At 53.9% G+C, this 25393-nt stretch carries 21 protein-coding genes and 2 riboswitches; of the genes, 13 read left to right on the top strand and 8 right to left on the bottom strand.

Going from position 1 to position 25393, the window contains the following annotated elements:
* Positions 1-227 precede the first annotated feature (227 nt).
* Positions 228-1892 (bottom strand): sensor histidine kinase, encoded by a 1665-nt coding sequence (locus KXG62_RS20325; protein WP_246627549.1) that lies wholly within the window; start codon positions 1890-1892, stop codon positions 228-230.
* A 5-nt stretch (positions 1893-1897) separates the two neighbouring features.
* A complete protein-coding gene (locus KXG62_RS20320) occupies positions 1898-2581 on the bottom strand; it encodes a response regulator transcription factor (protein ID WP_218093836.1) in 684 nt (227 codons plus the stop codon).
* Between the two features lie 110 nt (positions 2582-2691).
* On the opposite strand from KXG62_RS20320, the gene KXG62_RS20315 reads away from it, so the two are divergent.
* From KXG62_RS20315 to KXG62_RS20280, 8 genes are all read left to right on the top strand, one after another.
* Entirely contained in the window at positions 2692-3555 is an 864-nt protein-coding gene (locus tag KXG62_RS20315) for a carbohydrate ABC transporter permease (RefSeq protein ID WP_218093848.1), read from the top strand.
* An 80-nt stretch (positions 3556-3635) separates the two neighbouring features.
* On the top strand, positions 3636-4493 hold the full coding sequence (locus KXG62_RS20310) for a carbohydrate ABC transporter permease (protein WP_218093835.1): 858 nt from the start codon (positions 3636-3638) through the stop codon (positions 4491-4493).
* A 56-nt stretch (positions 4494-4549) separates the two neighbouring features.
* Positions 4550-5713, top strand: coding sequence for an efflux RND transporter periplasmic adaptor subunit (locus KXG62_RS20305; RefSeq protein WP_218093834.1), 1164 nt, complete (start codon positions 4550-4552; stop codon positions 5711-5713).
* A gap of 16 nt (positions 5714-5729) precedes the next feature.
* Positions 5730-7070 (top strand): ABC transporter substrate-binding protein, encoded by a 1341-nt coding sequence (locus tag KXG62_RS20300; protein ID WP_218093833.1) that lies wholly within the window; start codon positions 5730-5732, stop codon positions 7068-7070.
* A 157-nt stretch (positions 7071-7227) separates the two neighbouring features.
* Positions 7228-8682 (top strand): amino acid permease, encoded by a 1455-nt coding sequence (locus tag KXG62_RS20295; protein ID WP_218093832.1) that lies wholly within the window; start codon positions 7228-7230, stop codon positions 8680-8682.
* Positions 8683-8842: 160 nt separating this feature from the next.
* A riboswitch (SAM riboswitch) is annotated at positions 8843-8976 on the top strand.
* Between the two features lie 74 nt (positions 8977-9050).
* Positions 9051-10082: a methionine ABC transporter ATP-binding protein gene (locus KXG62_RS20290; RefSeq protein WP_218093831.1), complete on the top strand. Its 1032-nt coding sequence runs from the start codon at positions 9051-9053 to the stop codon at positions 10080-10082.
* Positions 10063-10731 (top strand): methionine ABC transporter permease, encoded by a 669-nt coding sequence (locus KXG62_RS20285; protein ID WP_218093830.1) that lies wholly within the window; start codon positions 10063-10065, stop codon positions 10729-10731. Before KXG62_RS20290 ends, KXG62_RS20285 begins: the two co-directional genes overlap by 20 nt.
* A gap of 137 nt (positions 10732-10868) precedes the next feature.
* Complete coding sequence (locus KXG62_RS20280; RefSeq protein WP_218093829.1) at positions 10869-11708, top strand: MetQ/NlpA family ABC transporter substrate-binding protein; 840 nt, start codon at positions 10869-10871, stop codon at positions 11706-11708.
* A gap of 221 nt (positions 11709-11929) precedes the next feature.
* Here the strand turns inward: KXG62_RS20280 and KXG62_RS20275 are convergent, their stop codons facing one another.
* Entirely contained in the window at positions 11930-12556 is a 627-nt protein-coding gene (locus KXG62_RS20275; protein ID WP_218093828.1) for a CAP domain-containing protein, read from the bottom strand.
* Between the two features lie 6 nt (positions 12557-12562).
* A riboswitch (cyclic di-AMP (ydaO/yuaA leader) is annotated at positions 12563-12698 on the bottom strand.
* Between the two features lie 264 nt (positions 12699-12962).
* On the opposite strand from KXG62_RS20275, the gene KXG62_RS20270 reads away from it, so the two are divergent.
* A complete protein-coding gene (locus KXG62_RS20270; protein ID WP_218093827.1) occupies positions 12963-13730 on the top strand; it encodes a sugar phosphate isomerase/epimerase family protein in 768 nt (255 codons plus the stop codon).
* A gap of 80 nt (positions 13731-13810) precedes the next feature.
* Here the strand turns inward: KXG62_RS20270 and KXG62_RS20265 are convergent, their stop codons facing one another.
* From KXG62_RS20265 to KXG62_RS20255, 3 genes are all read right to left on the bottom strand, one after another.
* Positions 13811-14236 (bottom strand): hypothetical protein, encoded by a 426-nt coding sequence (locus KXG62_RS20265; RefSeq protein ID WP_218093826.1) that lies wholly within the window; start codon positions 14234-14236, stop codon positions 13811-13813.
* Positions 14237-14351: 115 nt separating this feature from the next.
* Positions 14352-15167, bottom strand: a complete 816-nt coding sequence (locus KXG62_RS20260; RefSeq protein ID WP_218093825.1) for a glycerophosphodiester phosphodiesterase — start codon at positions 15165-15167, stop codon at positions 14352-14354.
* Between the two features lie 90 nt (positions 15168-15257).
* Positions 15258-16826, bottom strand: a complete 1569-nt coding sequence (locus KXG62_RS20255; protein ID WP_218093824.1) for a glycoside hydrolase family 26 protein — start codon at positions 16824-16826, stop codon at positions 15258-15260.
* 197 nt (positions 16827-17023) lie between these two features.
* On the opposite strand from KXG62_RS20255, the gene KXG62_RS20250 reads away from it, so the two are divergent.
* Entirely contained in the window at positions 17024-17536 is a 513-nt protein-coding gene (locus KXG62_RS20250; protein WP_218093823.1) for a metal-dependent hydrolase, read from the top strand.
* 59 nt (positions 17537-17595) lie between these two features.
* On the opposite strand, the gene KXG62_RS20245 is transcribed toward KXG62_RS20250, so the two are convergent.
* The gene (locus tag KXG62_RS20245) at positions 17596-17976 is read right to left on the bottom strand and encodes an MmcQ/YjbR family DNA-binding protein (RefSeq protein ID WP_218093822.1); all 381 of its coding nucleotides are present in this window, start codon (positions 17974-17976) and stop codon (positions 17596-17598) included.
* A 27-nt stretch (positions 17977-18003) separates the two neighbouring features.
* A complete protein-coding gene (locus KXG62_RS20240; RefSeq protein WP_218093821.1) occupies positions 18004-18921 on the bottom strand; it encodes an SGNH/GDSL hydrolase family protein in 918 nt (305 codons plus the stop codon).
* A gap of 143 nt (positions 18922-19064) precedes the next feature.
* Here KXG62_RS20240 and KXG62_RS20235 point away from each other — a divergent pair, with 143 nt between their 5' ends.
* From KXG62_RS20235 to KXG62_RS20225, 3 genes are all read left to right on the top strand, one after another.
* Positions 19065-19580 (top strand): L,D-transpeptidase, encoded by a 516-nt coding sequence (locus KXG62_RS20235; protein ID WP_246627548.1) that lies wholly within the window; start codon positions 19065-19067, stop codon positions 19578-19580.
* A 568-nt stretch (positions 19581-20148) separates the two neighbouring features.
* A complete protein-coding gene (locus tag KXG62_RS20230) occupies positions 20149-22206 on the top strand; it encodes an efflux RND transporter periplasmic adaptor subunit (RefSeq protein WP_218093820.1) in 2058 nt (685 codons plus the stop codon).
* A complete protein-coding gene (locus tag KXG62_RS20225) occupies positions 22203-25346 on the top strand; it encodes an efflux RND transporter permease subunit (protein WP_218093819.1) in 3144 nt (1047 codons plus the stop codon). Before KXG62_RS20230 ends, KXG62_RS20225 begins: the two co-directional genes overlap by 4 nt.
* The last annotated feature ends 47 nt before the right edge of the window (positions 25347-25393 follow it).

Below are 25393 nucleotides of genomic sequence, written 5' to 3'. Positions count from 1 at the left end.
TAGGGCGATTGCAACTTAACAGCTTACAAAAACCATATTTTACCATTAGGTCATCGCTTGGGTGGCTTGTTTGCTATGCCATTCTACTTGGGTGCGGTAAAGCAACGTCAATTTCAGACTTCCACCTCAGTTGTCCAAGTTATCGTGCGGCTGTTATCGTAACGCCGCTTTGTGACAACCGGGTGACAATTCGTTTCGTTTGTGCGATCAAGCGGCATCCATAGCCATTAGCGGCCTGCGCTCTTTAGGGGCAGCGTAAAGGTAAACCGTACGCCGCCGTCATCGTTGCTTACGCCGAAGTGGCTCCCGTGCCGCAGCAAAATCGCTTTGACGATGGATAGCCCGATGCCGGTTCCGCCGTATTCGCGACTGCCCGAGCGGTCAGCCCGATAAAACGTATCCCAAATATAGGGTAAATGCTGCTCCGGAATCGGAAGCCCTTCGTTGAAAACCTCGATACTTACGGCATCCGGCCCGGTCGTCACACGAAGCTCGACGCGCCCTTGCGCCGGAACATGGCGTATCGCATTGCCGAGCAGATTCATCAGTACTTGCTCCAGCCGCTGCCGGTCCGAGCGCACCCAAATTTCATCCCCGTCAATTCCCGCAAGCCGGAGCCGAATGTCCTTATCGTTCAAGAGCGGTGCCATCTTGCCGAGTACGGACCGAACGGTTTCCTGCACGGGGACGTCCGCCCAGTGCAGAGCGAACCGGCCGCTTTCCAGTTGGGACAAATCCAACAGATCGGAGACGAGACGAGCCATTCGCTCCGATTCCTCCATAATGATGCCTGCGTATTTATCTCTTTTCATACCATGACCGACGTTATCCTTCAGCGCCTCCGCGTACCCTTGGACCAGACTGACCGGCGTTTTCAGCTCATGCGACACGCTGGCGACGAATTGCTTGCGCAGCTGTTCGAGCTGCTTCTCTTTCTCAATATCGGCGAGCAGCTTGACATTCGCTTCCTGCAGTTCATCCATCGTTTGCCGCAAGTTAAGGGCCATCCGGTTCATTGTTCCTGCGAGCTGCCCGATCTCATCCTTGCGATCGATCTGTACGGGAGCAGTAAAATCCAGCGTCGCCAGCCGTTTGGCCGCATTGTTCAGCTGAACGAGCGGATGCGCGATCGTACGGGAGAAAATATAGGCAAACATGAGGACGAGCAATACCGCGAGTACGTACAAGAATGCATAAAACTGACTCATGACGCGGACGGCATCGCCGATAGGCTGGAGCGTGGCCAGCGCAATCAAGTAGGCGTCTCCCCCCGTATGATTTACCGCATTCGGAAGTTTTACGGCAGCCAGCAGCAAGTTCTCGGATGCATCGTAAGGAGACTTCATCTTGGTTACGATGACTTGTCCCTCCTGCGAGATGGAGGCGAACCGATCGTTGTCTTGCAGCCAGAAGTGTAAAATGGTGGCCATCCGGTTACTGTAGGTGTCTGCAAAGTTCGTCGAAGCGGAAGGGATCGCTGCTCGGTTTCCTGCGTTTTCAGGAGAGGACGGCACAGTCGAGGAGTATCGGTTATGGACGTTAATCTCATAAGCGGGAAGCTGCATCGACGGATACACCGGCACGACAGACATCGCCAGATAACCGCCAGTGTATATATCGATTCGGTTCCCTTGTCTGTACATTGCCGCCGTCAAACCGTAAAATCGCTGCTCGAATTCAAGGACTTCCCGCGGCTTCTCGTTCAATTCGTACCGGCCGTCGGCATACTTTGCATAGATCGCTTCGAACTGCCGTGTCCAATCTTTCGTTTTTTGATACGTGTAGAACGTACCGAAAAAGTTGGTTTGCAGCAATAGCCATACGACGATAAATAGCAACAGGCCAACTAACGTAACCCAAAATACTTTATAGGATAATTGTTCGCCACGCATCTTGTTCACCGCTTGTCCTGGTATTTGTATCCGTTGCCGCGCACGGTTTGAATGCAATCCGCCGTCGTTCCGAGCTTTTTGCGAAGCCGTTTGATGTGCGTATCGACCGTGCGCACATCGCCGAAATAATCCATCCCCCAGACGCGGTCGAGCAGCACATCGCGCGTCAGCACGACATTCGGGCGCTGAACGAAGAACAGCAGCAGATCGTATTCTTTCGGTGATAATTCCAGCAGCGTCCCGCGCAGTCGAACTTCATGCGCTTGCTCGTCGATCTCCAGATCGGAAGCGTGAGCGGTCATGCCGGAATCGTCCTGCGCAGTCCAGCGGTTCAGGAATGCTTTGATTTTGGCGATCAGCACTTTGGGGCTGAACGGCTTCGTTACATAATCGTCGGCGCCCAACTCGTATCCGAGCAGCTTGTCTTCTTCCTCCGATTTGGCGGTCAGCATAATCACGATGGCTTGACAGTGATGACGGATCTGCTTGCATACCTCATAACCGTCCATGCCGGGCATCATCAGATCGAGCACGACCAGATCCGGCGGACTGCTGCGGACTTGATCCATCGCCTCGTACCCGTTGGCGGCTTGACGAATGTCAAAGCCCTCCTCCTCCAAATAATCCGCGATCAGCTCTCTCATCCGTCTTTCATCTTCCACGATTAAGATTAAGGGCCGCTTGTTCATCGATGGGGTCTCCTTGCGCCGTTGTCACCTGGTTGTCACATTGGCGCTCTATATTCATATTTGCTCGCTGCTCGTAAGTTACAACCATTATGGAGGAAAGCATGATGAGAATGCAACGATTGGCGCGGAAGGAACTTCTGGCAGCCTTTTGTTTTCTTGCTCCCAGTCTGGCCGGATTTCTGCTGTTTTATATGATTCCGTATGGCGCAAGCATACTGTATTCCTTTCAAGACGGGCTTGGCGGCGCCGGTTGGACGGGCTCCAACTATAAGGCGCTGCTGCACAGCGCCTCCTTCCGGAAAGCCGCCGCCAATTCGCTGCGGTTTACCGCAATCAGCGTGCCCGTTCTGGTTGTGCTGTCGCTGGCGCTTGCCTTGCTGCTGAATCAACGCGTGCTGTTCCGTAACTGGCTGCGGACGGCCTATGTGCTGCCGCTCGTCGTGCCGGTAGCGTCTATTGTGCTCGTATGGCAGATCCTGTTTGATTGGAACGGAGCGATGAATGTCATGATGAACGCTTTCGGCTGGGGGCGGATCGACTGGATGAAGTCTGATTGGGCCGGATATGTCGTCGTCTTGATCTATGTTTGGAAGAACATTGGCTACAACGTCGTTTTGTTTTTGGCCGGGCTGCAAAATATTCCCGCACAATACTATGAAATTGCCGATCTGGAGGGTGCTGGGGTAGGACGCAAGTTTTTCGGCATCACCTTGATGTATTTAACCCCTACGATGTTTTTGGTCGTGCTGATGTCCATTCTGAATTCGTTCAAAGTGTTCCGGGAGACGTTCCTTGTAGCGGGGGAGTACCCGCATGACAAGATCTATATGCTGCAGCACTATATGAACAATATGTTTTTGTCGCTTGACATACAGAAGCTGTCGGCGGCGGCCGCCATGATGTCCGTATGCATCGTCGCGCTCGTGCTCGTTCTGTTCCGTACGGAGAAAACATTCCGCTCCTTTATGGAGTAGAAGCAGGCTTTCTCACGAAAGCCGAGCAGATGCTTACGAAGCCAGTTTTCCTAAAGGGAAACTCTCGGGAGATGAACCCCATGAAAAAAGGAAATGTAATGTACATGCTGCGGTCGGCGGTATTGCTGGCGGCTGCCGGGCTGATGCTGCTGCCGGTCGTATTGACGGTCGTGAATTCCTTCATGACCGAACGTGAAATCCTAAGCAATTACGACATGCTCGGAAAAAACAACGTCAGCGATTTTGTAAATATGAAGTGGATTCCGGACTGGGTATCTTTCGCGCAATATTTCAAGGTATTGATAGCGACGCCCCAATTTCTGTACATGTTCTGGAACTCGGTCTTTCTGGTCGTGCCGATCATTGTCGGGCAGGTCATCGTCGGCTCGCTTGCGGCGTTTGCCTTTGCCAAGCTGCGGTTTCCGGGCAGAGAGCCGATATTTTTGATGTACCTGATTGCAATGCTGATGCCGTTTCAGGTCACGCTCGTGCCCAATTACATCATGGCCGACTGGCTTGGGCTGATCAATACGCCCGGCTCGGTCATCTTGCCCGGCATCTTTGCCGCGTTCGGCGTATTTTTGCTGCGGCAGTTTATGCTGCATATTCCTAGCGCCTATATGGAGGCGGCGAAGATGGACGGAGCGGGTTACGTCGCGATATTCGCTAGGATCGCGCTGCCGATGGTTGCGCCGGGAATAGCCGCTTTGGTCGTACTGCTGTTCGCGGATTATTGGAATATGGTCGAACAGCCGCTTATTTTTTTACAGGATGCCGAGCAGCAGCCGTTATCCGTCTTTTTATCGCGCATTCAAAAAGAAGCGTTCGGCGTTTCGTTCGCCGCTTCCGTTCTCTACATGATGCCAATGCTGCTTTTGTTTGCATGCGCGGAGAAATATTTTATTGAAGGCATTCAACTATCCGGAATTAAGGGTTAGCCGATAAGACCGGTTGCGCCGGGCTGCTGATGGAAGGAAAGAAGGAGATAGGGAACATGGTGATGACGCGCCAAAAAATGGTCAATACGCTGTTTGTTATGTTTTTTGTCGTGCTGGCGGGACTTACTTTTTTGAGCAATACGTTTCAAGCGGCGATGCTGCCCAAAGTGACGACGGAAAAGCCGGCGCAAAACTCACTGACCCACCGCATGAAGGGGAGCGGCACCGTGACCCCGCGGGAGAAAACCGATCTGACGAGCGATAGCGGGTGGAAGGTCGCCAAAGTGCATGTGAACAAAAACGATGGGGTCCAAAAGGGGCAAATCCTTGTTACTATTGATGATTCTGTCGCTAGAGCGCAGCTGTCGGACGAAGAGGACCGGCTGAAAAAGCAAGGCTTGAACCGGGAATTGCTGAAGGAACAATTTGTTGCCGCTCAGCAAGAAGGGGATGAAGCAAAAATCCGGAAAGCGAAGCGCGACTTGGAAAGCGATCAGCTGGATATGGATATAGCCCGCCGCAAAATCGACGGCATGCGCAAAGATTTGGCTGAAAAAGCGGTTCTGAAAGCGCCGTTCGACGGAAGGGTATCCGAGCTGAAAGCGAAGGAGGGTTTGGCGGCGTCGCCGGGGCAACCGCTGATGACGCTTGTCAATAGCGGGGAGGGCTACTCGTTCTCCTTTTCGGTGGACGCGGATTTGGCCGCAATGCTGCAGATCGGAGAAGCGGTCCATCCCATAGTGGTCAAAGACGGGAAGCCGCTGAATGTCAAAGGCACGATTGCAGAACTCAATGATGCGCCGTCAAGCTCCGGCGGCAGTACAGGAGGCATTGCACAAGCGGGAGGCGGAAGCGGGGAAACGGCAGGCACATCCGGCGGGGGAGCCAAGCCGCAAAAAACGGTCGTCATCGACGTCACCGGGGACAGCATACAGGGAGGTGAACAAGCGACCGTCCAAATCGAGAGGCAGTCCAGCCAAAAGGGTCTTGTCATTCGCAAGGAGATGCTGCGGCAGGATGGCGCCGGAAGCTACGTCTTCATCGTTCGGGAGAAGAAAAGTCCGCTCGGCAACACGTACTACGCCCAGAAGGTGAAAGTGACGACCGGTGAGGAAACGGAGGAAGGAATCATCGTTTTGTCCGGTCTTGCGCTGAAAAGCGACATCATTACTGAGTCAAGCGAGCCGCTCCAGGAAGGTAACCGGATTCGATTACAATAGAAGGGATGGAACCAATATGATGAAGAAAAAGTACGCTATTGCATGGTTAGGCGCATTGACGCTTATGACGGCATGTTCCGGGAAACAGATGTCTACTGCCCCCGAGGACTTGGGTGAACCATCGCCGGGAGGCCCAAAGAATGTTGTCATCGCGGTGCAGCGATCGGACCGTTTCCTCGAAATGGCTGTTGAAAAGTTCGAAGCGCTGCATCCGGATATTCATATCGAAATCAAGCCCTATATGGCCGTTCCCGATACGGGAGGCAATATGATGGCAGCGGTCACACAAGCGGATATCGAAAAATACGTGCAGACGGTTACGACGGAGGTCATATCGGGCAAGGGAGCCGACTTAATCGCCATGAACAGCTTGCCGCAAAGCAAATTCGTCGAAAAAAAGCTGCTGGCCAATATGAACGATTGGATCGCAAAGGACGCTTCCTTTGATAGAAGCAAGTATTACGAACACATTCTACAAGCTTCCCGTAACGGTGACGGGTTATACTCGATGCCATTTTCGTTTGCGCTTGAAATGATGCAGGGGAATACGGATCAATTGAAAAAAGCGAACCTCACGATCGAAGACACGGCTTGGACTTGGGAACAATTCAAGGAAATCGCAGGACAGCTGAAGCGGCAGGAGGGGCCGGATTATGTGGGAATCATCAATTTATTTCCGAATCAGCTGATTGCGGATTTTATCTGTAGCAATTATTCGAAGCTTGTGCAGCAGGGCCGCGCCCAGTTCGATTCCGAGTTGTTTCGCGGCATGATGCGGCAAGTGAAGGCGATGTATGACGAGGGGATTTTAAGAGCGGAATTTTCGTATGATTACAGCAAGTCGCTGTTCAAAATGTCCAGCCTCGCCAATGCGGAACAAATTTTGACGATGCCTTCGAACGCGCAGCTTTTTTTGAAACCGACGGTGGAAGGGCAGTCGCAGGGAGCTTCCTTTTATACTTATTTCAACCTTGCTATCAATAGCAAATCGAAGGTACAACAGGAAGCGTGGATGTTCATCAAATTCCTACTCTCGGATGAAATCCAAGCTTCGCCCGAATTGAGCGGATTGCCCATCAATAAGGCCACTGCGCTCCAAAAGTTCGATCAGGTAAAACAAAACATCGAGAACGGCAAGCTGCAGCTGCCGAAAGATAAGCCTGACGCCCATATGACGGAGGAACGAATTCGCACGGTTCAAAAGCTGATTGAGGGCGTAAGCACGAAACAATATATCGACACGAAAGTGCTCATGATGGCAATGGCGGAATTCGAATCGTACATGAGCGGCCAAAAGTCCGCAGAAGAGGTAAGCAGGCTGATTCAGAACAAAGTGACCACGTATTTGAACGAATAGGAACGATGCGGCAGAACGTTGACGGCGATACAATTATATCCATTGATTAGAACTTTGTTTTTCCGTACACTAATATAGGTTTGTCAGTATAGGTCATCGAAACCGCGTTTCGTTGGCCTCTTTATTTTTTCGAAGCGAGGGAAAGGAAATTATCCGGATGAACAACAAGATGGGAACAGCGCCGCAGCAGCTGAAGCGGGGATTAAAAGCGCGGCATATGATGATGATTTCCTTGGGCGGCTCGATCGGCACCGGCTTGTTTCTTGCAAGCGGCGGTGCGATTCATTCCGCCGGACCCGGAGGGGCGCTGGCTGCGTACGCCGCGATCGGGATTATGGTTTATTTTTTGATGACCAGTCTGGGTGAAATGGCTGCCTATATGCCGGTAGCGGGCTCGTTCAGCACGTACGCAGGGCGATTCGTCGATCCGGCGCTCGGCTTTGCGCTGGGCTGGAATTATTGGTTTAACTGGGCAGTGACGATCGCCGCGGAATTGTCGGCCGCCGGACTGATCATGAAGTTCTGGTTCCCGGACAGTCCTTCGCTGCTCTGGTGCGTCCTTTACTTGATCCTGATGTTCGCGATCAATTATTTATCAGTTCGGGGTTACGGGGAATCGGAGTATTGGTTCGCTTTCATTAAAGTGGCAACGGTCATTATATTTATCGTTGTCGGTCTCATGATGATCGTCGGCATCATCGGCGGACAGGCAGTCGGGTTCAAGCATTTCACGGAAGGCGATGCGCCGTTTCACGGTGGATTCATGGCGATGCTCGGCGTGTTTATGGCTGCGGGCTTCTCGTTCCAAGGCACGGAGCTGATCGGCGTTACCGCCGGGGAGAGCGAAAATCCGCGCGTCAACGTACCCAAAGCGGTTCGCCAGGTGTTCTGGCGCATATTGCTGTTTTATATATTGGCGATTCTCGTGATCGGTCTGCTAATCTCGTACACGGACCCGGTATTGATCAATGCCGATGTGGATAACATAGCGGTAAGTCCGTTTACGATCGTATTCGAACACGCGGGCTTTGCATTTGCGGCATCGGTCATGAACGCGATTATTCTGACCTCCGTGCTGTCGGCCGGCAGCTCCGGCATGTACGCGTCGACGCGAATGCTGTGGGTGCTTGCCAAGGAAGGCAAGGCGCCTCGCTGGCTGTCGGGCTTGAACCGCCGCGGCGTACCCGTGGCATCGCTGCTGGCAACGGCCGCCGTCGGGATGCTCGCCTTCTTCACTTCGCTATTCGGCGACGGAACGGTATATATATGGCTGTTGAATTTATCGGGCATGTGCGGTTTTCTGGCCTGGCTTGGCATCGCCATCAGCCATTACCGGTTTCGCAAGGCATTTGTGCTGCAGGGGAAGACTCTGGAGGATTTGCCGTATCGCGCCCGCTGGTTTCCGTTCGGACCGATCTTTGCTTTTGCTCTTTGTCTCGTCGTGATGATCGGGCAGGGGTTCTCGGCCGTTTCCGGAGGAGAGACGGATTGGTACGCGCTGTTGTCTTCTTATATCGGGCTGCCGCTGTTTGTCGCGATGTGGGCGTGGTACAAGGTCAAGCACGGCACGAAAGTCATCGCGTTGGAAAACTGCAACCTCGATGAGCAGTGATTCTGTTCTTTTCCCAAAATTTGCATCGCAATATCCGGGAGCGGAACAGGTTCAAACCTATTGACGGAATCATCATAATTTTATACACTTACCGAGTGCCTTTAATTAACCTTTGGTTAAATAATGGAAACATGAATGGAATACAACGGAATATTGAATCTTCTTATTAAGAGAGGCGGAGGGATCAGGCCCTGTGAAGCCCGGCAACCGTTCCAACTGTTAAGAGCCGCAGCGTTCTAACCTTGGAAGTCCGGTGCCAATTCCTCCAGAACCGTCGGTTCTGGGAGATGAGAGGGACGCGAGTTAGCTTATAACCCCTGGACCTCTGCGTCCGGGGGTATTGTTGTATGGGGAGGAGGTGCCGCACCATGATAGAATTGCAGCAAATCGTCAAGGAATATTCGTCCGGCCGCGGGAAGGTGACGGCGCTGAACGATATTAACCTGAGCGTGAACAAAGGAGAAGTGTTCGGCATTATCGGCCACTCCGGTGCAGGGAAAAGCACGTTGATCCGGACCATTAATATGCTCGAGCGCCCGAGCTCGGGCAAGGTATTCATCGACGGCGTCGATATGACCGGACTTGCAAGCCGCAGACTGCAGGAGGAACGGCGTACGATCGGCATGATTTTTCAGCATTTCAATTTGCTCAGCTCAGCGACCGTGGCCGAGAACATCGCGTTTCCGCTCCGGCTGGCGAAACGCTCCAAAGCAGCCGTGGCAAGCCGAGTCGCCGAACTGATCGGACTTGTCGGACTGGACGGTCACGAGAACAAATATCCGGCCCAGCTGTCCGGCGGGCAAAAGCAGCGGGTCGGCATCGCCAGAGCGCTGGCAACGAATCCGAAGGTGCTTCTGTGCGACGAAGCGACTTCTGCGCTGGACCCGCAAACGACAAGCGCCATCCTTGCCTTGCTGCTGCGAATTAACCGGGAGCTTAACATTACGATCGTCCTGATCACACACGAGATGCAGGTGATTCGTTCCATCTGTGACCGCGTTGCCGTCATCGACGGCGGTAAGATTGTGGAGACGGGACCTGTATCGGAAGTGTTCCTGAAGCCGCAGCATCCGACCACACGAGAGTTTGTGGAGCAAGTATCCGGCGAAGCGGATAGAAGTGTATCGTTCACGGAAGAGGCACGACAGCCGCAGACGCTTATTCGGATTACGTTTATCGGGGCGCAGGCGTACGAGCCGGTCCTGTACGAAACGATGCGGGATACGAACGTTCCGTTCGTCATCCTGCAGGGCACTGTTTCGCGGTTGAAGCATACGCCGTATGGACAGCTTGTACTGGAGCTGCACGGCTCGCAAGCGATAACCGGGCAAGCGATCGAAAGGCTGCGCAGCCGCGGCCTCGATGTGGAGGTGATTCGACATGGATCTGACCGCGCTTAAGGAGCTGGATTGGGCGGAAATCGGACAAGCCAGCTATGATACGCTGATGATGCTGGGTGTGTCGACCTTATTTACCGTGCTGATCGGGCTGCCGCTAGGGGTAATCCTGTTTGTGACCGCCCGCGGGCAACTGCTGCAGCAGCCGGTCGTCTATTCGGTGCTATCCGTCATCGTCAACGTGCTGCGGTCCGTACCGTTCATTATATTGATGATTTTGGTCATCCCGTTCACCAAGCTGCTTGTCGGTACCTCGATCGGCGTTCCGGGGACGATCCCGCCGCTTGTGATTGCGGCTGCGCCTTTTTTCGCCAGGCTGGTGGAGACATCGCTGCGCGAGGTAGATCGTGGCGTTATTGAAGCGGCGCAATCGATGGGCGCGACCTATTGGCAGCTCATATGGCGCGTACTGCTGCCGGAAGCGCGTCCGGGCCTGATTGCCGGCATTACGATTACGGCGGTCACGCTTGTTTCGTACACGGCGATGTCCGGGGCGATTGGCGGCGGCGGGCTGGGAGATTTGGCGATTCGCTACGGCTATTTGCGTTTCCAAATGACCGTCACGATTGTGACTGTGCTCATTTTGCTTGTACTGGTACAAGTGCTGCAATCGCTTGGCGACCGGATCGTGCGAAAGTTTCAGCGGAAGTGAGCAAGTTTGATTAACTTTGGCCCGCAACTGCTGATCATTTTGAACGGTTGCGTCGGTAAAGACTGAGTCAAATCGGACGCTTTTCTTTAATCATAGAAGCACTTATATAGAAACACTTATAATGGAGGGAACCCATCATGAAAAAAATTACAATAACTGCTTTATCGATCGTTCTTGCTTTGTCGCTGTCCGCTTGCGGTAAAAAGGAAGCCCCGGCTCCCGGGAATGCAGCCGGCGGAGCACCCGCCGCAGCAAAGGAAGTGACATTAAAGGTCGGCGCATCCAGCGTACCTCATGCCGAAATCTTGAAGTCGATCAAGCCGGCTTTAAAGGAGCAGGGCGTCAACCTTGAAATCAAGGAGTTTACCGATTACGTTCAGCCGAACGTGCAGCTGTTCGAGAAGCAGCTCGACGCCAACTATTTTCAACATGCACCGTACTTGGAACAGTTCAATCAGGACAAAAGCATGAATCTCGTCAAGGCAGCCGGTGTGCATTTGGAGCCGTTCGGCGCCTATTCGCAAAAAATTAAAAAAGCCGATGAGCTGAAGGACGGCGCAACGGTCGCCATCCCTAACGATCCTTCCAACGGCGGTCGCGCGCTTGCACTGATGGAGAAAAACGGTCTGATCAAGCTGAAGGACGGCGTAGGCGTCAAAGGCACAGTGAAAGATATTGTCGAGAACAAGAAGAACCTGAAATTCAAGGAGCTGGAAGCCGCCATGCTGCCGCGTGCGCTGTCGGAAGTCGATATGGCGCTGATCAATACGAACTATGCTTTGGAGGCAAAGCTTTCCCCGACGAAAGACGCGATTTTTATTGAAGATAAAAACTCGCCTTATGTAAACATTTTGGTTGCACGTCCGGATAACAAAGATTCCGAAGCGATGCAGAAGTTGATCAAAGCATTAACGTCGCCGGAAGTAAAGAAGTTTATTGAAGACAAATATCAAGGCGCGATCGTGCCGGCGTTTTAATTGCTTCTATCCTTTATCATCGTTATCGCATAAAGAAACGGGACCGTTCGTTAATTCGAACGATCCCGTTTCTTGTAAGCGGCGGAACTAAGCTAAACGGAAAGCCGTAGCCTGAGTCCGCCGGCACATCGGCACATTATTGCCGAATGGAAGGAATAATGGAGGAAGAATGTGATAAGTCAGAGGAGAAAATATTTCCGGGGAAATGCCGATTTATGCCGTTAATTGCGGATAAACTCTTGCACCCATTCGCCGTTGTAGTAGGCAACGCCGATTTTGGTATAGTTCGGGTTCAATATGTTTTGCCGGTGACCTGCGCTGTTCATCCACGCAGTCATTACTTCCTGCGGATTACGCTGTCCCTTTGCGATATTTTCACCAGCATACGTGTACTTGATCCCGTAAGCTTTCATCATATCGAACGGGGACCCGTAAGTCGGCGACGTATGATCAAAATATCCGTTGTTGTACATATCTTTGGCTTTATCCACAGCCATTGCCGTCAAAGGACCGTCGCTCGTGAGCGGCTTAAGCCCCGCCTTGGCGCGTTCCTGGTTTACCAGTGTCACGACTTGATTCGCATAGGACGAAGAAGGCGTCGACGGGGAGGACACATTCGACCCCGAGCCCGGTAGGTTCAATACCATCCCCGGCCAAATGATGTTCGGATTGGCCACTTGCGGATTCGCCGCGATCAAGGAATTCAAGCTGACTCCTTGCTTTTGGGAAATGAGCCACATCGTATCGTTACCGCTGACGGTATACGAAGCGGCGGACACGGCTCCTGCACCCAAGATTGGTCCGAGCGCGAGCACGCCGGTCATGACGATTTTTTTAACGCGATTCAATGAAAATCCTCTCCTTTATACGGCCTGCGAGGTTAGCTGACGGATTCGGGTCAAAGAGCAATCACCCGGCCACATGAAGTGGCTTCACCCCAAAAATGAGGGTCCCCCGCGCTTCCGTAGGAAGCTTCGGCCTTTGCATGAAATGAACCTCAATAGAGTCGTCCATGAGGTTCCCCCATTGTAGCATGCGAGGAGGAGCGAATCATTCGATAATGTTTTCCAGTGTTTCCATTCTGCAGGATGATTCGATCGCGTTGGTTGTAGCGGGGACACCGATAACATGAACGAATTTCCTTGAAATAAAACGTTTCAATTTTCATTTTGTTTTCATATGAAAACGTGTGCATTCTTCCAAAAGTTGTGTTAGTATCATACTGTACTTATTTTATCCAATGGGGTGATAGGGATGAGATTGGCGGCACAGCTCTACACGCTTCGGGAACATCTGAAGACGCCGGAAGATATTGCATCGACCTTAAAAAAGGTGAAAGAAATCGGTTACAATGCGGTTCAAGTATCGGGCGTCGGTCCGATCGACAACCAGGCATTGAAGGAGTTAGCGGATCGGGAAGGCTTGACGATCTGCGCAACCCATATCGGGTACGGCGATTTGACGGAACGGCTCGACGAAGTCATCGCCAAGCATAAATTGTGGGGCTGCCAGTACGTAGGACTCGGCGGATTGCCGGGAGACTACCGGAAAAGCGCGGAGGGGTATTCCGAGTTTGCCAAGATCGCATCGGATATCGGCCGCAAGCTGAAGGCGGAAGGACTTACGTTTATTTATCATAATCACAGCTTTGAATTTGCCAAATTCGGCGCCAAAACCGGGATGGATATTTTGTTCGATGAAACCGATCCGGCCGCGGTCGATTTTGAGTTGGACGTTTATTGGGTGCAAGCGGGCGGCGCGGATCCGGCCGACTGGATTCGCAAAGTAAACGGACGCATGAAGGTTGTCCATTTGAAGGACATGGCCGTGATGGGAGATCGCGAACAGCGGTTTGCCGAAGTGGGAGAAGGGAATATGAACTTCACTCGCATTCTGGAAGCTTGCCGCGAAATCGGCGTAGAATGGGGAGCCGTCGAGCAGGATCAAACCTACGGCCGCGATCCGTTCGAAAGCTTGGCGATTTCATTTAACCATCTGCGCCGCATGGGTGTGGACGCGTAAGCATAAGCTGTGTCCATGCAAAAAGAGATTCCCGCTTCGATAAGCGAACGGAATCTCTTTTTTTGTCTGGCGGACAACCTCTAGCGGACATATCTTGTGCGATGAGCGTAAATCCAGTTTTTTTTCATATCGCGGACCAGGCCGCTTTCCTTGGCAAGCACCCGTTCCGCGTATAGATCGAAGGTGGAGAATGTGTGCGGTTCCGGCTCGATGAGCCGGATCGTTCCTTGCGCCTCGTATTCAAGGAGCTGTCCATGTTGGGAAGCGAGCCGATGCGTCATATGCATCAGCAAAAAATCTTCCCATGTCGTCGCATCCGCCTCGCGCCAAAACCGCCATCCGTTCGCTTCTTCGTCGATATGAATACCGTGAATACGCATCATGTATTCCGGTAAAAACCAGTACCCTTCCGGAATGCGGCGGCATTCGGCATTCCATTCCGCGGCGAGCTGCTGCAGCTGCTGTTCCATATTCAACGGCTTCGCGCCTATAAATATTGTGGACATCGTACTTCCAATCCCCGTTTCCTGTCAGGCGTTTCGTTGCCTTTGCGACTCGCGCAATCGTTCATCGACGTTCCGGCATTCGGCTGGACTCGTCCGCGCGGCCTAAGGCGCCGGCTTATGGCCTGGGAATCGTCTTCAACAACCGGACCAATCGATCGGGTTCGTTCGTAATGACACTATCCACTCCAAGAGAAACCATGCGTTCCATCGTTTTCTTCTCATTTACCGTCCAGGCGTATACTTCCTTATGATGCTTCCGCGCTTCGCGCATGAACGTTTCGTCGATCAGCGGATAAGCGGCGCTGATTACCTCATAATCGCCGGATGCATACATCTGCGCATTGACGTCGGTTTTCTCGCCGATAATGCGCCCGGTCTTAATGCCGGGCCGCAGCTTCTTTACCTTCCGCAGCAGTTCCGGGTCGAAGGAGGTGATGGTGCAGTCGTTCTCGAATGTATGCTTTTGCAGCAGGGCGACCGTTTTTTCCGCAAGCTGTTTCTGATGGCCATTATTTTTCAGCTCGATATTGAGCCGGATGCGTCCTTTGGACGTCTGGATCGCTTCATCCAGCGTAGGGACGCGCTCGTCCTCGAACGGCTTGCCGAACCATGCGCCTGCGCTGGCGTTCCGCAGCTCCGCCGAATCGATTTCCCAAACGGGCTTGTCGATGCCGGCCGTTCTTCGCGCCGTATTGTCGTGCATCAGGATGACGACCCCGTCGGCGGTTTCCTGCACGTCGATTTCGGCGTAGCCGGCACCGTCGCGAATCGCTTTGCGGATGGAGCTCAGCGTGTTTTCCGGCGCGGCGGCGGAACTGCCGCGATGCGCAGTGACGATATTTTTGTTTTCTGCAAGCGTTTTCGGCGCGGAGCCGGTCGAGGCCAGGTTGGCGGCGACAAGGAGGGTGAATACCATCAGAACTTTATGCATGGGGCGTGTCTCCTGCTCATGATGTGGTGTGTTCTCTATGAATATATCATACTATGTTTCGCTCAGGTGATAGATTGTTTTTCGGGAAAATCATGGAGAGCCGCTGTTGGATTTATCGGGCGACGCTGCGCGGACAACTGCGGTACCCGGCGTCGCGGCGATCGGCTCCATCTGTTTGTTGAAAGCTACGATGCGCCATGGCTTTGCTGCGTCTGCAGCCGGAATGTCGACGTCGATTTCCCAAGGCATTTCATAGCTGATGCCGAGCCTGCGTTCGCCTTGATACAGCGCAACGGCGAAAGGTGTGCTGACATCCTTCATTCGGGCGTACATCATGATCCTTTGTTTGCCTGCAGGCAAGTGCGAGCCGGACAGCGGCACATATTGTTGCGGAGCCGCGTTCACGCCTTGCTCGACGCCGTCCAAAAACAGATCGCTGCGGGTCAGCCGCTTGTAGAAGCCGTCCATCAGCGCGCTTTCTCCGAGATCGTACACATATTCCATGTTCGAACGCTGCGCCTGCGCGCGGCCGAAATTAAAGTACGTCATCGCCTTAACCATGGGGAACATCCGCGGCAGAAAGCCGTACATATAGCCGAGCTGTCCTTCACCCCACGCATGGTACGATTGATTTGTTTTTAGAACCGTATGCCCAACGGCCCCTTCGGCGATCATGATCGGCTTGTGACTGTATTTGGCGTACAGGGGCGCGAAATATTCAATGACCGTATGCTCCAAGTCTTCCTCGCCTCCGGTAAGCGGCGTGGCATACAAGGAAAATCCGACCCAATCGACATATGCGTCCCCCGGGTAATACTCGTCGATGTTGTTGGCCGGCGCGTAATTCGGAGACCAGACCATCGCCACGTTCGGCGCTTCCTCCTTCATGATGTCATGGATCAGACGGAACTTTTCGATATACTTTTGCGGATCGCCGTACCATGGTACCCAGTTGCCGTTCATTTCGGAGGCGTAACGAAGAAAGATCGGGATGCCGGAGGCTTTGGCCTCGCGCGCGAACGTGCGCACGTACTCGTCGTCCTTCACGTCATCCAGTCCGTACCGGGGCTCCCAGCCGATTTGGAGCGCTCCGCCCAGCTCCTTCACCCTGTCAGACGTCCGTTTCGGGAAATACGTGCTCGTATCGGTCTGAAACTTGCGCCAGCCGACGTAGGCTAAATACATGGCATGCTTTTTCTCATAGACACCTTCAATTTTGGAAAAATCGTAGCCGACTCGCTTATCTGCGCCGAGCATACCCAGGTAGACGCCCGATGCCGGTTCGTGCTTGGCCAGCTTCGGCGCCGCGCCGCGAGGCGTTTGTACGTACAGCGCCGCCTCCGCCAGCGGGGGCAATGCGGAAGCAAGGCTGCTGCCCGGGCCGGCAGCTGCTTTTTGCGCTTGCAGGCTGCTGGCATACGCGATCGCGCGGGCCCGGAATTCATGCGCCGCGTCGGGCTGGCCGGACCGTTCGGCCGCTTCGGCTTGGCCGGTCCACCATGCGTCGGGGCCGGGCACCCGGGGAGCGGCGGCAGGCACGGCCGCTTCTTCGCCGGTTTCTGCTCGAAACGAAGGGCACGCTGCGAACGTGGCGGCAACGGCGACGAGCAGAATGGACGTAAGGGGGATCAACAAGGTTCGTTTGGACTTTGTTATCATGGACAGGATCATCGCTCCAAATGGGGAAAATGATTACGCTTACATCATACGAATATGCGCGTATAAAGTTTCAAATGAACAAAAAACAAAACAGATATTTCGTAAGGTAGCGATGCGATCATATGTTTGGTATAATGGAGGCTGCACTTTTCGACGTTTCGATTGCTGCACACATGAAACCGGAGGACTTCTTAATTATGCTTCAGAAGACGCACAGCTTCGCAGGGCTGCTCGCCGCCGAAGGCGCGGTATTGTACATGCAAAACTCGCCATTCTCATGGGAATCCGCGGCCGCGCTGCTGATCGGCTGTCTGGCGGGACCGCTCGCGGACATTGATAAACAGGGATCGACCATGGCTAAAATTTTTTTTCCGCTGTCAGCCCTTTTGCGGCTGATCAAAGTGCGGCACCGGACGATGACGCACTCCATATTGTTTATTGCCGCGCTCGGAATGCTGTTCTCGTCGCTTCCGCCGCTGCTGTATTGGAGCTTTCTGCTCGCGTACGCCTCGCATCCGCTGATCGACCTGTTCAACGAGCAAGGCGTGGAGCTGTGCTGGCCGGTCAAAATCAAATTCCGGCTGTTGCCGAAATTTGCCGCCATTGATACTGGTTCCGTATCCGAAACCTTGTTCCGGTACATCCTGGCGCTGTTCACTTTGCTGCTGCCCGCGCATTATGTATGGAACCATCTGATTCATGCGGTTTAACATCAAGGCAATTCCGGTCTGTGTATGCGACAAGCATGCGGAAGAGACGATCGGGAGCGCTATGATCTGACTTGCTTCGGCTGCGTGGAGGCAAGCTGTTCCCTTGCGCGCTTCGGGAGCTTGGCGACGACAAGCTGATACGATTCGTCCACGAAATCACGCAGTTCGTTCCAGGGCACCGTACCGTTCAGCAGCACCGTATTCCAGTGGCGCTTGTTCATATGGTAGCCGCCGAACACGGTGTCCGGATATTGCTCGCGCGTAAGCCATGCGCCGTCCGGATCGCATTTCAGGTTGACGCTTGGCCAGCCCTGGTGGGAGCCGAGCAGCGCGAACATTTTATCGCCGACATACAGCACCGGCATAGCAGGATCGAATGGATAACGTACTGATGTGCCGGGCTTGCCGAGGCCGTACGTCATAATTTGTTCATGATTCATTGCATTCACCTCGCTTCCCGCAGGTTCTCATCCGTTATCCCGCGTGCTCTGCAGCAAGTCGCGGATTTGCCGTTCCCATTGTTTGCCGCGAGCAACCGCCTCGTCCAGCGGCAGCGCTTGCGATTTATTCGGATTCGTATGGCCGACATGCTCTTTCCAGGCGCTGCTTAGCAAACGGTGACGTTGCAGCGTCAGCGCAAACCATGCCGACGGCTCCGTATCTTCCATATATGTCGGAATGGCATCCAGATCGGCTTCGAACAGATGCGTTAGCAGCGTTCGGGCGATAATCCAATGGCCGCGGGGATTAGGATGAATGCCGTCGCTCGTCAGCGAGGGCTTGCCCTCTTTCGCGGCGGCGCACAGTTCCGTCCATAACGGATCGTAAATATTGATCACGGCGTCGGCTTCCCTACGTAACGTCATAATCCAATCCGCATAAATTTTCAGCACATCATTGTAGCGGACGTAAGGCGCTTTCCAGCTGTACGCTGCCTTCGTTTCCGTTTCAAACGTCTTGGACGCCGCGTCAAAGGGCGGCGGCGTAAGCGCGATCGTTTTGGCCCCGGCTTGTTTGACGGCTTGTATTGCGCGTCTCATGCCTTCTTGATAGGCTTGAAACCGCTCTTCCGCGAACGGATGGTAGATGCCGTCGTTCATTCCGTAACATAAAGCCACCCAGTCCGGCTTGCTTTGTTCCAGCGCACGTGCCAACCGGTCGTGAACGCAAGGACGGGGAAACGGATGCTCCGGCTCGCTTAGCCCCGAAGCCGTTTCGCTGCTGACGCCAAGATTGATCAGCGTAAAGCTGGACTCCGGATGCCGATACCGCAAATAAGCGTCGATATAGGCTATATACAGTCCGTTGTCCGTGATGCTATCCCCTAAAAATACAATGCGCGGCGCATCGGCCGGCCCTGCTTCGTTCCGAATGGGTATGATCATCCGCAGTGCCCTCCTGACCTATGTAACGTGTTCATCGAAATTATACCATCTCCCGGCAGTCCGCGAACGAAAAAAATCGAATATCCCCGGTACAGAAGCGCAAACTAAAACCATTGAACATTTTCCATGACATGAGGATGACTATGAACAATTTGATGTATCGTCTCAGGGGCCTGATCCTGGTCATTGCGCTGTTCTTGGCATTGCCGGCAAACGCTCAAGCGCTGGCGCCTGGCGCGACGCCTCCGGCTGTGCCGTCCGGACTGGAGGAAGAGGGCGTTTATCTTGTAATCAATAAAACGTCGAATCGCCTCACGGTATTCGTCAACGGCCGCCCGATCTACTACTTTGCCGTCGCGACCGGAAGAACCAAGGCTTTGACACCGACGGGGCAGTTCCATATCGTCACGAAGATTGTAAAGCCGTGGTACGTGCGCAAACAAGTGCCCGGAGGACATCCCCGCAATCCGCTGGGATCGCGCTGGATGGGGCTCAACGTGCCCGGTACGGGAGGGTATACGTACGGCATTCACGGTACGAATCGGCCTTATTCCATCGGCAGCAGCGCATCTTCCGGCTGTATTCGGATGCATAACCGCGATATCGAATGGCTGTACCGCCACATTCCGCTCGGAACGGTCGTCATCATCCGGGAATAAAAAAATCAAGTAGGGCGTGTATAAACAGAAGGATTTGTGTGAAATATAATATCAACGGTGAAACAAGAGAGGTGTGGTTCCGTTGAGCCAATCAACGAGAAATACCGGGGAAGTTGTTACTGAATCGAGATAGAAGCGGAGGGATGTGCCAAAGACACGTTAGCGTAGTACCTGTACTGCGAGTAGTGTGGTTGAGGTAAGACCCGAGCTTTTCGCAAGGTTCATGTGCATAAGTACCATCAATTGAAATTCACCGTTGAGAAGGATCCCGCAAGGGGTCCTTTTTCTATTTTTATATCGCTGCTGCAACTCGCTCCGGTGCTTGAACCGAGCTTCAACAGCTATTCCTTTGTTAAGCCACCCTTTCGTTTAGGAGAGGGTGACTTTTTTGAAGATTTTCACACTTTTTTCACATTTAGATCACAATTTGATCATGAATGTAGGCTAATTTGATCTTAGGACAGCGCGCTCAAACGGGAAAAGCGGCTGAAATTTTGATGTCCAACATCCGTTTATGGGATCGGAAAGCGTTTACTTTACCGCAAGTAGAGCACATGGAGGAATGGTCATGATCAGGTGGATGCAAAATGTATCGAAAAAGTGGTTGATGGTCACGATCGCGGTCATTGCAATCGTTGCCGTTGCCGGTGTTACGCTGCTGAACGGAGGAGTGGGAAAGCCGAAGCAGGGTGCGGCCGGACAGCCTAATCAGCAGCGTTCGGGCCCTCGCCAGTTTGCGGTTGAGACGCAGACGGTTAAGATGCAGGAGGTCGGGGGCGGACAGGTGTTTACCGGATCCATCACGCCTCAATATACGACCAATATTTCCTCCCGGGTGACAGGCCGGGTTACCGATATTATGGTCAAGGTGGGCGACCACGTTAAGAAAGGGCAGCCGCTCGCCCAGATCGATACGACGCAGCTGCAGCAGCAAATCTCGCAATCGCAAGCCAGCCTCGCCGTCACCAGCGCCCAGTACGAAAAAGCGCAGAGCGATCAGGTGAACACCGTCGCTTCGACAGAGAAGCAGCTTGAATTGCAAAAGGCGAATTTGGCCAAAGCGATCCAGGATCAGCAAAATTCCGTCGCCGCCGCGCAGCAGCAGGTCGCCGTTTCGCAAGCCAACTATAATAAAGCGGTCAGTGACCAGATGAATACGATCGCTGCGGCCAAGCAGACGGTCGCCCTGGCGCAGCAGACGCTGAATACGCAAATCAATACATATAATCAAAACCTTGCTGCGGCCCAGAATACCTTGAGTCAGCAGCAGGACAGCCTGCAGGGGCAGACGGCCACTTCGTCCAATACGCTGCAGAGTCGTCAACTGGAAGTGCAGCAGGCGGCCATCGCTTACCAGAACGCACTTTCGAAAGGCGATAAGGCAGGAATCGACAGCGCGATCGCCAAGCTTCAGGCCGCGCAGCTTGCCTATGACCAGTCGCAGCAGACGCCGACCACGGCACTGGTCAACGCGCAATCCGCACTGACCAAGGCGGAAGCGGATCTCGCGGCGGCGCAAAGCTCCCAGATTGTACAAACGGCGCAGGAGCAGCTGAACCGCGATTTATTGACGCTTACCAACGCGCAGAATAACCTCGCCGTCATTATGGAATCGAACCAGCAATCGTTGAAGAAAGACCAGCTTTCATTGCAGAATACGCTGGCATCGCTCGAGACGAACTTGAACGTTACGAAAGCGCAGCTGGCGCAAACCGAACAGACGCTCGAAAACAATAAAAACGCAAGCATGGCGGTGAACGAAGCCCAGCTGTCGCAGGCGCAAAACAACCTGCGCGTACTCGAGGAGCAGCTGCAGGATGGCGTGCTCTCTTCGCCGGTCGACGGCGTCGTTACGGCGATTAATACACCGATCGGGCAAAATGCCGGAAACAACGGCAACATCGTGTCCATTGCGGCGCTGGACCCGGTTCAGGCGACAGTCAGCATTTCCGAGGCGAACGTAGGTAAAATCAAGGTCGGAATGGAAATGAAGGTTAACGTTCCGACACTTGGCAAAGCGTTCGACGGTATCGTTACCGTCATTCGCCCGACGCTCGATTCCGTTACGAAATCGTACGGCGTCGATATTCAGATCAACGATCCGAAGAAAGAACTGCTGCCCGGCATGTTCGCATCGTCCAGCTTGAAGAACGAGGGACGCAAAGCGATTATGGTTCCGGCCGATGCCGTCATCAGCCAACCGAGCGGAAACGCGGTGTTCATCGTACAGGAAGGCCGCGCGAAGAAAGTGAACGTCAAGGTCGGAGCGCTGACGAGCTCGCTGTTTGAAATTACGAGCGGACTGAAGGAAGGCGACGAAATCGTCGTCAAAGGACAGGAGATGCTGTCCGACAAGGCCGCCGTTCAAGTTGTACAGCCCGGTCAGGAAGGCGCGGCTCCGAAGCAGCAGCAGGGTCAAGGCCAGCAGAACGGTCAGCAGAACGGCCAGCGTCAGCAAAACGGTCAAAACAACCAGCAAAACAACCAACAAAACGTCCAGCGTCAGCAAGGCCAAACGCAAGGCCAGACGTCGGCAGGTGGTCAGACGCAGCAGCAGGGTCAAGGGCAGCGGCCGGCACAAGGTAACGCTCCGACCGGCGGTGCGCAAGGTGGTGGAGGCCAGTGAATTTAGCTAATTTTTCGGTCAATCGGCCCGTCACAATATTAATGCTCATGATTGCGCTTGTGATCGTCGGTTCGATCGCAGCGCCTCTGCTTCCGGTTGACTTGTATCCAAATATGGAAATTCCGACTGCAACCGTATCGGTCAGCTGGTCGGGAGCTTCGCCGGCGCAAGTGGAAAGCCAGGTGACCAAAAGAGTCGAGGCGTCGATGGCGACCATAGCCAACGTCACCTCAGTCACCTCAAACTCACGAACCGGTTCAAGTAACGTTACTTTACAGTTTAATTACGGCACGGACATTGAGCAGGCGACTCTGGAAATGCGCGACAAGCTGGACCGGGTACGGCGCCAGCTCCCGGCTGACGCCGACGCGCCGGTCGTGTCCCGCGCCGACCCGAACAGTGCGCCGATCATGAGCCTCTCGCTGTATGGCAGCGATATGGACCTCATTTCGCTGCGGGATTTGGCGGACAATATCGTTAGCCCGGCGATGCAGCGTATCGAAGGCGTCGCCTCCGTCGGAGTCACCGGCGGACGTGTAAGACAGATTCAAGTGCTGCTAGACCAGAATAAACTGGCCCAATACGGACTCACCTTTAACCAGGTGACGCAGGCGCTGTCCAACGACAACCAGTCGACCGACGCCGGCCTCGTGTACAAGGGGGAGCAGCTCGTTCCTTTGCGAATCGACGGCGAGTTCAAATCGACCGGTGAAATTGAGAAAGTGCGTATTCCGCTTTCCCGCGGTCAATCGATTCCGGTCTCGGAAGTTGGAACGATCGTCGACAAGTATCAAGATGTAACCTTCGATGCGCGCCGCAATGGTGAGACGAGCGTGAGCTTGTCGATATTAAAGCAGTCGGACGGCAATACGGTTTCGGTGGCGGACAATATCCGCCAGTCGCTGGTGGACATCCGGAGCAAGCTTCCGGAAGGCGTCAAGATCGACGTGCTGAACGATACGTCGCGATTTATTAAAAACTCGGTTAATACCGTCATCGAGCATACGCTGCTTGGCGCCGTCTTCTCGATTATCGTGTTAATGCTGTTCTTGAACAGCATTCGCGCGACGCTCATTATCGGCGTCGTCATCCCGATCTCGGTTGTCAGCACGTTCAGCATGATGTATTTCGCCAATCAGACGATCAACACAATTACGCTCGGTGGACTTGCGCTCGGTCTCGGCTCGCTCGTCGACTTTGCGGTCGTCGTGCTGGAGAGCATATTCCGCAAGAAAGAAGAAGGATTATCGCCGGTAGAAGCAGCCAAACAAGGCACCGCGGAGGTCGGCACGGCTGTACTCGCTTCCGCGCTTGCGCAAATCGCGGTGTTCGCGCCTACCGTATTCATTAACGGCATTATCAAAAACTTCTTCGCACCGATGGCCTTGACGATCAGCTTTTCCCACATCGCTGCACTGTTTGCGGCGATCACGCTCGTACCAATGCTCGCAGCCAAGCTGCTGACGAAGCATCATTCCGAAGAACTGCCGGAAGGAAGATCGTACAATCCGGCCGTATGGTTCGGCCGCGGGATGAACCGCTTCACGAACGGCTACACGGCGCTGCTTCGCTGGTCGCTGGGTCATCGCTGGACGATCGTACTGCTTACCGTTGCGATGCTCGGCGGCAGCGTGTATTTGTCCCGGTTCGTCGGCTCGGAGATGATGCCGCGGACGGACGAGGGGCAATTGAACATTAACATTAGCTTGCCGCAAGGCACGAAGTTTGAAATTACGAACGACATCGCCGGTAAGGTGGAGGAAAGACTTAAAGACATTTCCGACATCGAAACGGTATTCACGACCGTCGGAAGCAGCGGTGGCGGTTCGTTCCAAACGGCCTCGACGAACTCCGCCAACATCGCGATCACACTGAAGTCGATCCATGAGCGGAAGCTGAAAACCGAACAGGTCGTCGAACAGATCCGTACATTCACGCAGAGCTATCCCGGGGCGCAGATCAACGTCAACGCCCGTTCTTCCGTCCGGCTTCCCGGACTCGGCGGCGGAGGCGGCGCGGATATTACCGTCAGCTTGAACGGTCCGGATATGGCGGTGCTCGGCAAACTGGGCGACATTGTCGCCGAGGAGCTGCGCACGCTTCCAGAGCTGCGAAGCGTTCAAAATACGCTGGAACGCAGCGTGCCGGCGTTTGACCTGACGATCGACCGCGACGCCGCTTCCTATTACGGCGTGACGAGGCGGGAAGTAATGACCTCGCTGCGGACGGCGTACCAAGGTTCCGTCGCGACGCAGTTCAAAACGGGAGATACGCAGATTGCGGTCGTCGTAAAGTATCCGCAGGAATTTACGAACAATTTGGAAAATCTCAATCAAATTATTATTAACGGCTCCGGCGGCGCGCAAATTCCGCTTAGCGCCATTGCAAAAGTCCAACCGAGCTACAGCCCGATCCAGATTCGCCACATTAACCAGCAGCGTCTGACGACCGTGCAAGCGTCCGTTAGCGGGGCGGCGATCGGCGATGTGGAGAAGCTGGTGCAAGAGCGGCTCGATACGATTCAGGCGCCGGACGGTTACTCGATCTCGCTGGCGTCGAAGAGCAGCACCAACGATACGTTCAAAAGCTTGTATATGATGCTGATTCTTTCGGTCGTGCTTGTATACATGGTTATGGCGAGCCAGTTTGAATCGCTGTACGGTCCGTTTATTATTATGTTCTCGCTGCCGCCGACGTTTATCGGCGCGATATTGGGACTTTGGCTGACCGACCGGACGATTAACATGAACTCTGTCATGGGGATGATCATGCTCGTCGGGATCGTGGTTAACAATGCGATCGTGCTGATCGACTATACGAACCAGCTGCGCAAACGCGGCTATGCGCTTCGCGAAGCACTGCTGGAAGCGGGAAGAATCCGGCTGCGTCCGATCATGATGACGACGGCGACAACCGTACTCGCGATGCTGCCGCTCGTTATCGGATTCGGAGAAGGCGCCGAAGCGCAAGCGTCGATGGCCACCGTCGTCGCATTCGGCTTGACGCTTTCGACGATGATCACGCTCGTGCTCGTACCGGTTGTCTACATGCTGATGGATGGCGGTATCGATGTCATCCGCCGCAAATTTAAACGGCAAGGCCCTCCATCCCTACAGACGGACCATACCCCTAATGCCTAGACAGGTAGGGCGAACCTTATGAAAAAAGCATGGAGGAGAAGCGGAAC

The organism is Paenibacillus solanacearum (assembly GCF_910593845.1).
GTDB lineage: Bacteria > Bacillota > Bacilli > Paenibacillales > NBRC-103111 > Paenibacillus_G > Paenibacillus_G solanacearum.
This window is presented reverse-complemented; position numbering and strand designations above follow the sequence as displayed.